This is a genomic window from Aeromonas sp. SG16 (assembly GCF_024436135.1).
Lineage (GTDB): Bacteria > Pseudomonadota > Gammaproteobacteria > Enterobacterales > Aeromonadaceae > Aeromonas > Aeromonas jandaei.
The window spans coordinates 162,247-176,115 of record NZ_JANFNW010000005.1 but is presented as its reverse complement, the minus strand read 5'-3'; the positions used below and the strand labels follow the sequence as shown (position 1 = coordinate 176,115).

Genomic DNA, 13,869 nt, shown 5'->3' with positions numbered 1-13,869 from the left:
GCCTGGATCCTGCTTCCAGTCTGCCAAGGCCGTTCAATATGTCAAACAAAATGATGCAAAAATGTTAATGGTTGTGACTTGCATCTTCGCCAAACAGCCTGTTTTTGGCCATCCCAAGCCATCGCTTTGCATAAAACTGCTACTTTGTGGTGGATATATTAAACGATGTGGTGTTGTGATGCGGGCGGGAGTTGCGGGGCGTGCATAAAAAAACGCCTCCGCAAGGGGAGGCGTTTTTCGGGGATCACAGCAGGTCTTCAATCTCACCGCGCAGATACTGGTACATCTCGCGATAGGCGACCGGCGGCTTGTTCAGCTCCCGCTCCTTGTTGGCGCTGCGGATCAGCTGGCGCAGCTTCTGGCGGTCCAGTTCGTGGAACTGGGACATCAACTCGTTGAGAGCGCTGTCTCCCTCGCTGATCAGCCGCTCGCGCCACTGCTCCAGCCGGTGCAGGCGGGCATTCACGGTGGAGTGGCGGTTCTTGATGATGGAGAGCGCTTCGGCGATCGGCTCTACATCACGGCTGCGCATCAGGCGGCCGATGAACTGCAGGTGACGGCGGAAGGACTCATCCTTCTTCGGCTTGAGCTTACGGCCGAGCTCGACCGCTTCTGCCAGCTCTTCATCCAGCGGGATCTTCTCCAGCTCGCTGTGGCTGAGGGAGACAATCTCTTCCCCCATCTTCTGCAGGGCTTCGGCATCACGCTTGAGCTGGCTCTTGCTGGGGCCCCAATCTTCCCATTCGTTGTCGTCTTGATGGTGACTCATCGGTCTCTTGATTCCTGTCATTCACATTTGGTGGATATGTTACCAGCTTCTCCCGCTGGGCGCAGGGGTCTGATATGCTTAGCCCCTTTCCTTCCTTCATACAGATGTGAGTTATGGATCAGCAAGACCAAATCCGCCAGGATCAAGCCCATCTCGAGGCCGTGGTTGCCGAGGCTCTGGATATCGCCAAAGGACTGGGCGCTTCGCTGGCCGAAGTCTCCATCAGCAAGCAGACCGGACTGTCGGTCAATACCCGCGGTTGTGAACTGGAAAGCATTGAATTCAACAAGGACGGCGCGCTCGGTATCGCCGTCTATAGGGATGGCTGCAAAGGCTCCTCTTCCACTACCGACCTGAGCCGTCCCGCCATCCGTGCCGCCGTTGAAGCGGCGATGGAGATTGCCCGCCACACCTCACCGGATGCCTGTGCCGGTCTGGCGGATGCCGAACTGCTGGCCTGGGATGCGCCCGATCTGCAGCTGTGCCACCCGGTGGCGCTGGATCCCCAATATGGGATCGAGCTGGCTACCGAGTGCGAGCGCCTGGCGCTGGGGCGCGATGCCCGCATCAAGCACTCCGACGGGGCTGGCTTCTCCAGCCACCTCGGCATCAAGGTCTATGGCAACAGCCACGGCTTCGTCAAAGGCTATGCAGCGTCTCGCAACTCCCTGAGCTGCGTGCTGATTGGCGAGCAGGATGGCGACATGCAGCGCGATTATGGCTACTCCTCCAGCCGAACTCTTGAAGGGATCTGGAGCCCGCAGCGCATCGCCGATGAAGCGGTGGAGCGTACCCTCTCCCGCCTTGGTGCCCGCAAAATTGCGACCTGTCAGGCACCGGTCATGTTTCATCCCGATACCGCCTCCGGTCTGTGGGGTCATCTGGTGATGGCGATCAGTGGGGGCAACCTTTATCGCAAGTCGAGCTTCCTGCTCGACAAGCTGGGCAAGCAGATCCTGCCCGAGTGGCTCACTATTCAGGAGTTCCCCCACCTGCTGGGCGGTCTGGCCAGTACCCCGTTTGATGGCGAAGGGGTGCGCACCCAAGATATGGACATAGTGCGCAATGGCGAGCTGATGAGCTGGCTGCTCACCTCCTACTCTGCCCGCAAGCTGGGGCTGACCAGCACCGGCCACGCTGGTGGCATCCATAACTGGCAGGTCTCCAGCACAGGTCAGGACTTCAATGGCATGCTCAAGGAGATGGGTACCGGCTTGCTGGTGACCGAGCTGATGGGGCAGGGGGTCAACATCGTCAATGGCGACTACTCCCGCGGCGCCGCCGGTTTCTGGGTTGAGAATGGCGAGATCGCCTATCCGGTCGAGGAGATCACCATTGCCGGCAATCTGGCAGAGATGTTCGGCCACATAGTGGCAGTGGGCAGCGATGAAGATGAGCGCTCCAGCCTCAAGACCGGCTCGGTACTGGTGGAGAGCATGAAGCTGGCGGGTCACTGATCCTCCGGCTCTGCCGAGCGGAAAGAATGCAAAAGGCCCCTCGCAATGCGAGGGGCCTTTTTGTTAGCCAGAGCTCAGGGGCGGCAATCAGCCCTTGATGCGCTCGATGCGGCCACCCAGACCTTGCAGCTTCTGCTCGATGTTCTCGTAGCCACGGTCGATGTGGTAGATGCGGTCGACGATGGTGGAGCCTTCTGCAACGAAGCCAGCCAGAACCAGGCTGGCAGAGGCGCGCAGATCGGTCGCCATCACCTGGGCACCCTTGAGCTGAGCGGTGTCACGGCAGATGGCCACGTTGCCCTGCAACTCGATGTCGGCGCCCATCCGTACCAGCTCGGGAACGTGCATGAAGCGGTTCTCGAAGATGGTCTCGGTGATCATGCCGGTGCCTTGGGCCACCGCGTTCAGCACGGTGAACTGGGCCTGCATGTCGGTCGGGAATGCCGGGTAGGGGGCAGTCTTGATGGTGACCGGCTTGAGCGTGCGGCCAGTCATATCGAGGGTGATCCAGTCTTCACCCTTCTCAATCAGGGCGCCAGCCTCTTCCAGCTTGACCAGTACCGCTTCCAGCAGGGTCGGGTCGGTGTTGCGGCAGGTGATCTTGCCGCCGGTAACCGCTGCGCCCACCAGGAAGGTACCGGTTTCGATACGGTCAGGCTGGACGCTATAGCTGCCGCCGTGCAGACGCTCGACGCCGTCGATGATCAGGGTGTCGGTGCCTGCGCCCTGGATCTTGGCGCCCAGCGCGTTGAGAAAGTGGGCCAGATCGACCACTTCCGGCTCGCGCGCGGCGTTTTCGATCACGGTACGGCCTTCAGCCAGGGTGGCGGCCATCATCAGGTTTTCGGTACCGGTGACGGAGACCATGTCCATCAGGATGTGGGCACCCTTCAGGCGACCGTCAACGCGGGCTTTGATGTAGCCATCCTCGATGGTGATCTTGGCACCCATCAGCTCCAGACCGTGGACGTGCAGGTTGACCGGACGGGCACCGATGGCGCAGCCGCCGGGCAGGGAGACGTCGGCAGCACCGAAACGGGCGGCCAGCGGGCCCAGCGCCAGAATGGAGGCGCGCATGGTTTTCACCAGCTCGTAGGGGGCAACGTGGTTGTTCACGGCACCGGTCAGCACGGTCACATTGCCGTTGACTTTGGTGGTGGCGCCCAGCATCTCCAGCAGCTTGATGGTGGTGCCCACGTCTTTCAGGCGCGGCACGTTGGAGAGGTGAACCTCTTCATCACAGAGCAGGGTTGCGAACAGGATCGGCAGCGCGGCGTTTTTGGCGCCGGAGATGGTCACTTCGCCGTTGAGAGTACAACGACCATCGATTTTGAATTTGTCCATTTTCTACTTGGTTACCAAATCAGGAGGGCATTAGGAATTTACGTTCGCGTTTCCACTCGGCGTCGGTGAACGCCTTGATGGAGAGGGCGTGAATGGCGTTGCTGGCGATCTTGTCCATCAGCGGGGCATAGATGGCCTGCTGTTTCTTGACCCGGCTCATGCCGTCAAACATGTCACCAACGGCGATCACCTGATAGTGACTACCGTCCCCTTTGACATGGACTTCGGACAATGGCAGAGCCTCGAGGAGTATCGCTTCAATTTCAGAGACTTGCATTATGCGTCCTCAGTTGTGAGCGGAGTTGACTGAAACAAACCGGCCACCCCGTAGAGGTTGGCCAGGGTATAGAAATCACTGGAGGCGCCCACCAGTTGCGGTGTGGCGCCTCGTGCGAGAGCGGCTTTAGCCCATTTGACCAGCAGTGCCAGCCCGGCAGAATCGAGGGTGGTGACCCCGCCCAGCTCGAGTCGGTCATCCTGCCACCACTCGTCGCGGCGTTGCCACAGGTCCTTGACCTGTGGCGCTTGCAGATCACCGCTCAGGATCATTTCTTGAGTACCAGCGGCTTGGCATTGTGCTCGTTGAGCTGCTTGATCACGGCATCGATACCGTTTTGGCGGATGAGGCCGCCCAGCTCGCTCTGCTTGGCGGAGAGCAGGCTGATCCCCTCGGCCACCATGTCGAAGGCTTTCCACTCGCCGGTCTTGTTGTTCTTGCGCAGCTTGAACTCGAGGAAGATGTCCGGCTTGCCGGCCTCTTTCACACTGACGTTGACTGCGGTGATGTTGCTGGTGCCCGGTGCCTTGCCCGGCTCGACCTTGACGGTCTGCTTGTCGAAGTGGGCCAGCGCGTCGGCGTAGGAGCTCACCATGTACTCGGTAAAGGCGGCGACGAAGGCGTCACGCTGGGCCGGAGTGGTCTCCTTGATCTGGTTGCCCAGTACCTTGTAGGCAGCGAAGCGGTTGTCCACATAGGGCAGCAGCTCTTCGCGGATGATCACCCGCAGGTGATCCGGATTGCTTTTGACCTCAGCCTGATCGGCTTTCAGGCGGGCAAAGGTCTGTTTGGCTGCCTGATCCACTAACGCGTAGGGATCGGTGGCATCCACCGCCTGAGCGGACAGGGAAAAAAACATGCTGGTCATCAGACCCAGCAGCAGGGCAATTTTCTTGAACATGGTTACTCCTTCTTGCTGTCTGACTTGCTGTCGGAGGACTGGCTGCTGTAGAGGAACTTGCCAATCAGATCTTCCAGCACGATGGCGGATTTGGTGTCTTCAATCAGGTCGCCATCCTTGAGCATGCTGGTCCCCATATCCTCGTCGGTAAAGCCGGGGGCCAGACCGATGTACTGCTCGCCGAGCAGACCGGAGGTGAGGATGGAGAGGGTGCTGGTCTCGGAGAACTCGCCGGCACTCTTTTCCATCTGCAGGGTGACCTCGGGAACCTGGGTTTTCGGGTCGAGCACGATGTCGCTGACCCGGCCAACCACCACGCCGCCGACCTTGACCGGCGAACGGACTTTCAGGCCGCCGATATTATCGAAATGCGCGCGCAGGGTATAGGTTTCTCCTTCCGGTTTGAAGCTCAAACCGGCCACTTGCAGTGCCAACGCCAGAATGGCACCGATGCCGGCCAGCATGAAGGTGCCAACCAGGAATTCTACTTTGCTGAACTTCATCTTTACCTTATCCAAACATGACTGCAGTGAGAATAAAATCCAGGCCGAGTACGGCGAGGGACGAGTGAACCACGGTACGAGTCGTGGCCTGACTGATCCCGGCCGAGGTCGGCTTGGCATCATAGCCGTTGAAGAGGGCTATCCAGGTGACCACCAGAGCAAAGATCAGGCTCTTGATGGCACCCTGCATGATATCTTCATGCCAGTCGACCGAGGCCTGCATGGCAGACCAGAAGCCCCCTTCGTCGACGCCAAGCCAGTCAACCCCGACCAGCTTGCCGCCAAAGATACCGATCAGGCTGAACATGAAGGCCAGCAGCGGCATGCTGATGACCCCGGCCCAGAAGCGGGGCGCCACCACTCGGCGCAGCGGATCGACTGCCATCATCTCGAGGCTCGAAAGCTGCTCGGTCGCCTTCATCAGGCCGATCTCGGCAGTGAGGGCAGAACCGGCGCGACCGGCAAACAGCAGCGCGGTTACCACAGGGCCCAGCTCCCGCAACAGGGAGAGAGAGACCAGCGGGCCCAGACTCTGCTCGGCACCAAAATCCTTTAATACGTTGTAACCCTGCAGCGACAGCACCATGCCGATGAACAGCCCTGACACCAGAATGATGGCGACGGATTGCACCCCGACTACATAGAGCTGCTGCACCAGCAGCGGGAAGTGCTTGCGTGGCTCGGGTTTGCCCGCCAGCGCATGGAACAGCATGATGGCTGCCCGGCCCAGAGAGGTGATGGCGCGAATGCCGACCCGCCCCAGCTTGCTTATTTGACTTATCAACATCAGAGATCCTGTAGCAGGTCGCCTGCCGGAAAGTGAAACGGAACAGGACCATCGGGCAATCCTTTGAGGAACTGCTCGACTTCGGGGTTGTGCTCCTCGCGCAGCTGTTCCGGCGTACCGTGCGCCACCACCTTGCGGTTGGCGATGATGTAGGCGTAATCGGCGATGCTCAGCACCTCTTTCACGTCGTGGGTGACGATGACGGAGGTGATACCAAGGGCATCATTCAAATCCTTTATCAGCTTGACCAGCACCGCCATGGTGATGGGATCCTGACCGACAAACGGCTCGTCATACATGATGAGATCCGGATCCAGCGCGATGGCGCGAGCCAGTGCCGCCCGGCGGGCCATGCCACCGGAGAGCTCGGAAGGCATCAGTTTTGCCGCGCCGCGCAGACCTACAGCCTGCAGCTTCATCATGACAATGGTGTGGATCAGCTCTTCCGGCAGACCCGAGTGCTCCCGCAACGGGAAAGCCACGTTGTCGTAGACCGTCATGCCGGTAAACAGGGCGCCGCTCTGGAACAGCATGCTCATCCGCTTGCGCACCTCGTAGAGGCGCGAACGGGAGAGGGCGGGGATATCTTCTCCGTCAAACAGGATATGACCGGACTCGGGTTTGAGCTGGCCACCGATCAGTCGCAGCAGGGTCGTCTTGCCGATGCCGCTCGGGCCCATGACAGCGGTGACCTTGCCACGGGGAATGGTCAGGTTGATCCCGTCATACAGCAGCCTGTCTCCGTGACTGAAGGTCAGATCGGAGACGGTGATCAGGTCATTGTTCAAACAATTGTCCATTCGGTGTAAATGAGGTGCGAATTTTATGGGCTAGTCTAGGTCTAAGCAACAGCAAGGAACAACTATTGAGCAGCCTTCAGCACGGTTTGCGCGACAGTTTTATGTAACAAACTGCGTCATAAGTTACGGGATTTGCCATCCGATTCGCTTATCAGAGCAGACTTTTTTATAATCCCGCAGCTAAATTCGCCCCGGAGCTGTCTCTTTATGTCTGCAACCCCCGAGAAAGTGTCTGAACTGTTCGATTTCCGTCGCAGTGCCCGTGCGGTGCTGGACACAGAAAAACAAGCGATTGATGGACTCTATCAGTATCTGAACGACGCCTTCGACAAGGCGTGCGAGATGGTGCTCCGTTGTGGTGGCAAGATAGTGGTCACCGGGATGGGCAAGTCGGGCCATATCGGCAGCAAGATTGCCGCCACCCTCGCCAGTACCGGTACGCCAGCCTTTTTCCTGCACCCGGGTGAGGCCAGCCATGGCGATCTGGGGATGATCTCCGGCGGCGATCTCATCATCGCCATCTCCAATTCCGGCGAGAGCGACGAGATCCTGGCCCTGCTGCCGGTGCTCAAGCGTCGTGGTATCCCGCTCATCTGCATGACCGGTAACCCGGCCTCCACCATGGCTAAAGAGGCCAACGTGCATCTGTGCATCAAGGTGGAGAAAGAGGCCTGTCCGCTCGGGTTGGCGCCCACCTCCAGCACCACGGCGACCCTGGTGATGGGTGATGCGCTGGCGGTTGCCCTGCTGGAAGCGCGCGGCTTTACCGCCGACGATTTCGCTCTCTCTCACCCAGGTGGTTCGCTCGGCAAGCGGTTGCTGTTGCGAGTGGGCGATCTGATGCACAGTGGCGAGCTGTTGCCCCGGGTGGGGATCGATGCCACCATCAGCGAAGCGCTGCTGGAAGTTAGCCGTAAAGGGCTCGGTATGACCGCAGTGGTTGACCAGCACGGGCTGCTGGCGGGACTCTTCACTGATGGTGACCTGCGCCGTATTCTCGACCAGCAGGTCGATATTCATCGCACCCCCATCAGCCGCGTCATGACGGCCAACTGTGTTACCGTAGGGCCCGAGATGATGGCGGCAGAAGCCGTCAAACTGATGGAAACGAGAAAAATCAACGGATTACTGGTTGTGGATGGCGACAAGCGCCCGCTGGGTGCCTTCAACATGCATGACCTGCTGAAAGCCGGAGTTATTTGATGCAAAACGTACCGACCCTCTATGGTCCGGTGACGCGCAGCCAGTTCGACAAGGCGGCGCAGATTCGCCTGCTGGTGTGCGATGTGGACGGGGTGCTCTCTAATGGCCTCATCTACATGGGAAACAACGGCGAAGAGCTGAAAACCTTCTGTACCCGGGATGGTGCAGGCATGAGAGCGTTGCTCAATGCCGGGATCGAGATCGCCATCATTACCGGGCGTAACTCCCGTATCGTCAGCGATCGGATGAATAGCCTGGGTGTGGCCCATGTGGTGCAGGGGGCAGACAAGAAGTTGCCTCATTTTGAAGCCCTGCTGGCCAAGTTGGGGCTGACACCCGAACAGGCCGCTTATATGGGGGATGACACCATCGACCTGCCGGTGATGGAGGCCTGTGGCCTCGGCATTGCGGTTGCCGATGCCCATCCGCTGGTGCTGAGCCGTGCCGATATGGTGACCCGGCTTGGCGGCGGGATGGGGGCGGTACGCGAAGTGTGCGATCTCATCCTGCAGGCGCAGGGCCATGACGATTATCAGTTCGAGGTATCGGCATGAGCAGACAAACCCTGTTGTTTGCCCTGCTGTTTCTGGTCGCTCTGGTGGCCTGGCAGCTTGGCAAGGTGGAGCTGGTGCCCGAGGCCAAGGTGAAAACCGAGCACTATCAGCCGGATTTTGTCGCCAGAGATTTGGTGACCACCCGTTTTGATGTCAACGGTAAGCGTACCGAGCGGCTGGAGTCCCGATATGCTGAGTATTTCCAGATCCTCGAGCAGGCGACCTTCGAAAAACCGGTAGTCTACATGTTTGACGAGCAGGGACAGGCTGAGTGGAAGGTGACGGCCGAGACCGGTGTGCTCAATACCGATGACAACGTGATTCTGCGGGACAAGGTGCATCTGGACGGGTTGCTGCCGGACTCCTTTATCTCCAAGCTGGATACGCCCTATATGGAGCTGGATCTGGTGACACAGGACGTACGCAGCAATCGGCAAGTGAACATTTTGGGTCAGGATTTCCAGACCGAAGGGGTTGGCCTCAAGGGCCATCTGGACCGCAAATATTTTGAGCTACTGGATCAAGGTCATGCCATCTATTTCAATGAAAAACGCTAATCTGGCCCTCGCCGCTCTGATGCTCTGCGGCACAGTCAACGCCAAGGAGTCCGACTTCACCGAGAAGGTCTATGTCGACGCCATCAAGCAAGTGGCCGAGATGCAGGACAACCGCATCACCTTCGAGCAGGATGTGACCATCAATCAGGGCACCATCAGGATCAAGGCTGACAAGGTTGTGGTAACCCGTTCCGGCGAGAAAGGGGCCGAGGTAATGACAGCCTATGGCAAACCCGCCACCTTCTTCCAGATCCTGGATAACGGCAAACCGGTCAACGCTCATGGTGACAGCATTCGTTACGAGCTGAAAAAGCGTCTGGTGACTATCACCGGTAACGGCCAGCTCAAGCAGGAAGATAGCCAGGTCAACGGCGACCTGATCCGTTACGACATCGTCAAACAGAAGATGATTGCCGAGAGCAAGACCCCGAACCAGCGGGTCAAGACGGTGTTCCTGCCCGATCAGGTCGAGAATTTCGACAAGCCCGCCGACCAGAAGAAGCAGGGAAAATAAGCCATGGCAGTATTGAAAGCAGTCGGCCTGCAGAAGAGTTACAAGCGTCGCATGGTGGTTAGCGACGTGAGCCTTGAGGTAGGAACCGGCCAGATCGTCGGCCTGCTTGGTCCCAACGGTGCCGGCAAGACCACGTCGTTTTACATGATCGTCGGGCTGGTACAGCGGGATGCCGGTCTCATCACCATCGATGATCAGGACATCAGCCTGCAGCCCATGCATGTGCGTGCCCGCAACGGCATCGGTTACCTGCCGCAGGAAGCATCAATTTTCCGCCGCCTCACTGTGTATGAAAACCTGATGGGGGTGATGCAGACGCGCAAGGAGCTGAGTCGCGAAGAGCGGGAGGACAAGGTTCAGCAGCTGCTGGAAGAGTTCAACATCACCCATATCCGCGACAACCTGGGGCAAAGCCTCTCCGGTGGTGAGCGGCGCCGGGTCGAGATTGCCCGGGCGCTGGCAGCAGAACCGCGCTTTATCCTGCTGGATGAACCCTTCGCGGGGGTTGACCCGATTTCTGTGATAGACATCAAGAAGATCATCCAGCACCTGAAAGATAGGGGGCTTGGCGTCTTGATTACCGACCACAACGTCAGAGAGACTCTGGACGTATGCGAGAAGGCCTATATCGTCAGCCACGGCCAGATGATTGCCGAGGGCGCCCCGGCCGATATCCTCGCCGATGAACAGGTCAAGCGCGTCTATTTGGGCGATCAATTCAGTCTATAGTAAGGGGGCAGCCTTCATTCTCTGTGACAGTGCCTCGCTGAACATAAGGATATCCCGACGTAGATGAAGCCGACATTACAGTTGCGTCTCGGTCAGTCCCTGACCATGACGCCGCAATTACAACAAGCGATTCGTCTGCTCCAGCTCTCCTCTCTGGAACTCCAGCAGGAAATTCAGCAAGCGCTCGAAAGCAATCCTCTGCTGGAGCAGGAAGAGAGCGAAGTGCAGGAGACTGCCCCGCAAGAGGCCGTCGATGCCAGCCAGCTCGACTCCAGCGATGCCATGGCCCAGGAGCAGATGCCGGACGATCTGCCAGTGGATACCACTTGGGATGAGGTTTACTCCGCTGGCACCGCCCAGAGCGCAGGCCCGATCCACGACGCTGAAGACAGCGTCTATCAGGGAGAGACCACCGAAAACCTGCAGGACTATCTGCTGTGGCAGATGCGGCTTACCCCGTTTAGCGATGTCGATGCTGCCATCGCGCTCGCTATCATCGATGCCATCGACGAGTCCGGTTATCTGACTGTTGCACTGGAGGATATCCAGGCTGCCGTCAGCAGTGATGAGGTAGAGGTCGAGCTCGACGAGGTGGAGGCTGTCCTCAAGCGGGTGCAGCATTTTGACCCGGTCGGTATCGCCGCCCGTTCGGTGCAGGAGTGCCTGCTTATCCAGCTGGAGCAGTATGCCCCCGAGACCCCCTGGCTCAACGAAGCCAAAGAGGTGATCCTCGAGCACATGGATCTGCTCGGCAACCGCGATTATCGTACTCTGGCCCGCAAAACCCGCCTCAAGGAGAGCGACCTCAAGGAGGTGCTGGATCTGATCCAGCTGCTGGAGCCCCGCCCCGGCAATGGCATTATCCAGAGCGACTCCCAGTATGTGATCCCCGATGTTTCGGTGGTAAAGCGCCAGAACCGCTGGGTGGTGGAGCTCAACCCCGATTCTGCCCCGCGCATTCGGGTCAACGAGACCTATGCCGCCATGGCCCGCAACGCCCGCAGCAGCACGGATACCCAATTCATCCGCTCCCACCTGCAGGAGGCCAAGTGGTTCATCAAGAGCCTTGAGAGCCGCAACGATACCCTGCTGAAAGTAGCCAGCTGTATTGTCGAGCAGCAGCAGGGCTTTTTCGAGTATGGTGAAGAGGCGATGAAGCCGATGGTGCTCAACGACATCGCCGAAGCGGTGGAGATGCATGAGTCGACCATCTCCCGGGTGACCACCCAGAAATACATGCATACCCCCCGTGGTATCTTCGAATTGAAGTTTTTTTTCTCCAGCCATGTGAACACCGAAGGAGGAGGAGAGTGCTCATCGACCGCAATTCGCGCGCTCATCAAAAAGCTGGTGACGGCAGAGAATCCTGCCAAACCGTTAAGTGATAGCAAGATCGCGGATTTGCTGGCCGAACAGGGTATTATGGTGGCTAGACGCACGATCGCTAAGTATCGCGAATCCTTGTTTATCCCACCTTCCAATCAGCGCAAACGCCTGGTTTAGGCAAAACAAAAGGATGATGTTATGCAAATTAACCTGACCGGACACCATGTCGAGATCACCGAAGCTCTGCGTGACTATGTGAATAACAAATTTGCCAAACTCGAGCGTCATTTTGACCACATCAACAACGTGCATGTGGTGCTTAGCGTAGAGAAACTGAACCAGATTGCCGAAGCCAAACTGCACGTCAGCGGTGGCGAGGTGTTTGCCAACTCCGAGCATGCCGATATGTATGCCGCGATTGATACCTTGCTCGACAAGCTGGACAGGCAGATCATCAAGCACAAAGATAAGTTAAATAAAAAATAACTATGCAACTTGAACACATACTGAGTCGGGACTGCACCAAGAGTGCAGTCCCATGTACCAGCAAGAAACGCGCCCTTGAAATCATCAGCGAGCTGGCTGCCGAACGCCTCGGCACCTCCCGCCAGGCGCTGTTTGAATGCTTGCTGGCCCGCGAAAAAATGGGCAGTACCGGGATCGGTGCCGGTATTGCGATCCCCCATGGTCGAATTGACGATGAGTTCCCGCCAACCGCGATCCTGATGACCTTTGCCGAACCCATCCCTTTCGACTCCATCGACAATCAACCGGTTGACCTGCTGTTTGCCTTGCTGGTACCGGAGAGCGAGTGCAAACAGCATCTCAAGACCCTTTCCCTGATGGCTTCCAAGCTGGGCGACAAGGCGGTCTGCCGCCAATTGCGTCAGGCTACCAGTGACGAAGAGCTCTATCAGATCATGACCTCGGCCTGATGTGCAGGCCCTGATGACACACCCGTTTTGGCGTGAGGGAACAAGATGCAGTTAATCGTGGTGAGTGGACGTTCGGGCTCCGGCAAGACGGTAGCCCTGCGGGTGCTGGAAGATCTGGGCTACTACTGCGTAGATAACCTGCCGGTCAACCTGTTGCCCCAGCTGATCGTCTCGGTCGAGAGCCAGTATGACAAGCTGGCGGTCAGCATCGACGTGCGCAACCTGCCCGGTGACCCGGAAAAACTGGAGAACCTGCTGGCTCAGGTTCGCAACGAAGGGCGGGTTGAATTTGCCAGCTTCTTCTTCGATGCCGACAACGGCACTCTGCTCAAGCGCTATGGCGAGAGCCGCCGTCTGCACCCCCTGTCGCGCAACAAGCTGTCGCTGGATGAGGCGATCCGTCAGGAGACCCACCTGCTGGCACCGCTCTCCTCTACTGCCGACCTGCGTATCGATACCACCAACCTCAGCATTCACGACCTGAGCGAGCTCATCAAGACCCGGGTGCTCGGCAAGAAAGAGAACGAGCTGGTGCTGGTGTTCGAATCTTTCGGCTTCAAGTACGGCATTCCCAAGGATGCCGACTTCGTGTTTGATGCCCGCTTCCTGCCCAACCCGCACTGGATCCCGGAACTCAAGCCTTTTACCGGCAAGGATGAACCGGTCGCCAACTACCTCGCGGCGCAAGCGGATGTGATGCTGTTTACCCAGCAGATCGAAAACATGCTGGCGACCTGGTTGCCCCATCTTGAGCGCAACAATCGCAGCTATGTGACGGTCGGCATCGGTTGCACCGGCGGTCAGCACCGTTCGGTCTTTATCGCGGAGCGGCTGGCTGCGGCCTTCAGAGCGCTGGGCAAAAACGTGCAGCTCCGCCACCGCACCCTCGACAAGAACCCATCCCACTCCTGATGACGCAATAGGACGGCCAAATGACAGTCTCTGCTTCGGTTGAAGTGAAAAACAAGCTGGGCATTCACGCCAGACCGGCCATGATGTTGTTCGAGCTGGTACAGGGATTCGATGCCCATGTGTTGCTGCGTAATGAAGATGGGGTCGAGGCCGATGCTGACAGCGTGATTGGCCTGCTGATGTTGGACTCCGCTCAGGGCAAGCAGGTGGAAGTGCAGGTTGAGGGCCCCGAAGAGGTTGAGGCCCTTGCCGCCGTCGTTGAGCTGTTCACCTCGGGTTTCAACGAGGAGTAGTAACGACG

At 58.4% G+C, this 13,869-nt stretch carries 19 protein-coding genes; 11 read left to right on the top strand and 8 right to left on the bottom strand.

Annotation, left to right across the window (positions count from 1 at the left end; genetic code table 11):
- Nucleotides 1-244 precede the first annotated feature (244 nt).
- A complete protein-coding gene (gene yjgA, locus NOM67_RS14115; RefSeq protein ID WP_041210114.1) occupies nt 245-769 on the bottom strand; it encodes a ribosome biogenesis factor YjgA in 525 nt (174 codons plus the stop codon).
- Nucleotides 770-882: 113 nt separating this feature from the next.
- Here yjgA and pmbA point away from each other — a divergent pair, with 113 nt between their 5' ends.
- Nucleotides 883-2,226: a metalloprotease PmbA gene (gene pmbA / locus NOM67_RS14110; protein ID WP_156853756.1), complete on the top strand. Its 1,344-nt coding sequence runs from the start codon at nt 883-885 to the stop codon at nt 2,224-2,226.
- Between the two features lie 87 nt (nt 2,227-2,313).
- On the opposite strand, the gene murA is transcribed toward pmbA, so the two are convergent.
- Genes murA through mlaF form a run of 7 tightly spaced genes read right to left on the bottom strand, consistent with a single transcriptional unit; the run spans nt 2,314 to nt 6,838 of the window.
- Nucleotides 2,314-3,570 carry a UDP-N-acetylglucosamine 1-carboxyvinyltransferase gene (murA, locus tag NOM67_RS14105; RefSeq protein WP_041210116.1) on the bottom strand — a complete coding sequence of 419 codons (1,257 nt, stop codon included), beginning with the start codon at nt 3,568-3,570 and terminating at the stop codon, nt 2,314-2,316.
- A 19-nt stretch (nt 3,571-3,589) separates the two neighbouring features.
- Entirely contained in the window at nt 3,590-3,847 is a 258-nt protein-coding gene (gene ibaG / locus NOM67_RS14100) for a BolA family iron metabolism protein IbaG (RefSeq protein ID WP_033115468.1), read from the bottom strand.
- A complete protein-coding gene (locus NOM67_RS14095; RefSeq protein WP_071913318.1) occupies nt 3,847-4,119 on the bottom strand; it encodes a lipid asymmetry maintenance protein MlaB in 273 nt (90 codons plus the stop codon). The genes ibaG and NOM67_RS14095 overlap by 1 nt, the downstream gene beginning before the upstream one ends.
- Nucleotides 4,116-4,748 carry a phospholipid-binding protein MlaC gene (gene mlaC, locus NOM67_RS14090; protein WP_033115466.1) on the bottom strand — a complete coding sequence of 211 codons (633 nt, stop codon included), beginning with the start codon at nt 4,746-4,748 and terminating at the stop codon, nt 4,116-4,118. Before mlaC ends, NOM67_RS14095 begins: the two co-directional genes overlap by 4 nt.
- 2 nt (nt 4,749-4,750) lie before the next feature.
- Nucleotides 4,751-5,251: an outer membrane lipid asymmetry maintenance protein MlaD gene (gene mlaD / locus NOM67_RS14085; protein WP_255938032.1), complete on the bottom strand. Its 501-nt coding sequence runs from the start codon at nt 5,249-5,251 to the stop codon at nt 4,751-4,753.
- A 7-nt stretch (nt 5,252-5,258) separates the two neighbouring features.
- Entirely contained in the window at nt 5,259-6,038 is a 780-nt protein-coding gene (gene mlaE / locus NOM67_RS14080) for a lipid asymmetry maintenance ABC transporter permease subunit MlaE (RefSeq protein WP_033115464.1), read from the bottom strand.
- Entirely contained in the window at nt 6,038-6,838 is an 801-nt protein-coding gene (gene mlaF, locus NOM67_RS14075) for a phospholipid ABC transporter ATP-binding protein MlaF (protein ID WP_042030127.1), read from the bottom strand. Before mlaF ends, mlaE begins: the two co-directional genes overlap by 1 nt.
- A 207-nt stretch (nt 6,839-7,045) precedes the next feature.
- Between mlaF and NOM67_RS14070 the strand changes: the two genes are divergently transcribed.
- From NOM67_RS14070 to npr, 10 genes are all read left to right on the top strand, one after another.
- The gene (locus NOM67_RS14070) at nt 7,046-8,041 is read left to right on the top strand and encodes a KpsF/GutQ family sugar-phosphate isomerase (RefSeq protein WP_124241494.1); all 996 of its coding nucleotides are present in this window, start codon (nt 7,046-7,048) and stop codon (nt 8,039-8,041) included.
- Nucleotides 8,041-8,595: a 3-deoxy-manno-octulosonate-8-phosphatase KdsC gene (kdsC, locus tag NOM67_RS14065; RefSeq protein ID WP_156853755.1), complete on the top strand. Its 555-nt coding sequence runs from the start codon at nt 8,041-8,043 to the stop codon at nt 8,593-8,595. Before NOM67_RS14070 ends, kdsC begins: the two co-directional genes overlap by 1 nt.
- The gene (gene lptC / locus NOM67_RS14060; RefSeq protein ID WP_156853754.1) at nt 8,592-9,152 is read left to right on the top strand and encodes an LPS export ABC transporter periplasmic protein LptC; all 561 of its coding nucleotides are present in this window, start codon (nt 8,592-8,594) and stop codon (nt 9,150-9,152) included. The genes kdsC and lptC overlap by 4 nt, the downstream gene beginning before the upstream one ends.
- Nucleotides 9,139-9,666 (top strand): lipopolysaccharide transport periplasmic protein LptA, encoded by a 528-nt coding sequence (gene lptA, locus NOM67_RS14055; RefSeq protein ID WP_041210123.1) that lies wholly within the window; start codon nt 9,139-9,141, stop codon nt 9,664-9,666. The genes lptC and lptA overlap by 14 nt, the downstream gene beginning before the upstream one ends.
- Nucleotides 9,667-9,669: 3 nt before the next feature.
- Nucleotides 9,670-10,395, top strand: coding sequence for an LPS export ABC transporter ATP-binding protein (gene lptB, locus NOM67_RS14050; RefSeq protein WP_033115458.1), 726 nt, complete (start codon nt 9,670-9,672; stop codon nt 10,393-10,395).
- Between the two features lie 63 nt (nt 10,396-10,458).
- Nucleotides 10,459-11,898, top strand: a complete 1,440-nt coding sequence (locus tag NOM67_RS14045; RefSeq protein ID WP_156853753.1) for an RNA polymerase factor sigma-54 — start codon at nt 10,459-10,461, stop codon at nt 11,896-11,898.
- Nucleotides 11,899-11,919: 21 nt separating this feature from the next.
- Nucleotides 11,920-12,207: a ribosome hibernation promoting factor gene (gene hpf, locus NOM67_RS14040; RefSeq protein WP_005336323.1), complete on the top strand. Its 288-nt coding sequence runs from the start codon at nt 11,920-11,922 to the stop codon at nt 12,205-12,207.
- Between the two features lie 2 nt (nt 12,208-12,209).
- Nucleotides 12,210-12,656: a PTS IIA-like nitrogen regulatory protein PtsN gene (gene ptsN, locus NOM67_RS14035; protein WP_042030121.1), complete on the top strand. Its 447-nt coding sequence runs from the start codon at nt 12,210-12,212 to the stop codon at nt 12,654-12,656.
- Between the two features lie 45 nt (nt 12,657-12,701).
- A complete protein-coding gene (rapZ, locus tag NOM67_RS14030) occupies nt 12,702-13,568 on the top strand; it encodes an RNase adapter RapZ (RefSeq protein WP_041210126.1) in 867 nt (288 codons plus the stop codon).
- A 20-nt stretch (nt 13,569-13,588) separates the two neighbouring features.
- A complete protein-coding gene (gene npr, locus NOM67_RS14025; RefSeq protein ID WP_033115454.1) occupies nt 13,589-13,861 on the top strand; it encodes a PTS phosphocarrier protein NPr in 273 nt (90 codons plus the stop codon).
- Nucleotides 13,862-13,869 lie beyond the last annotated feature (8 nt).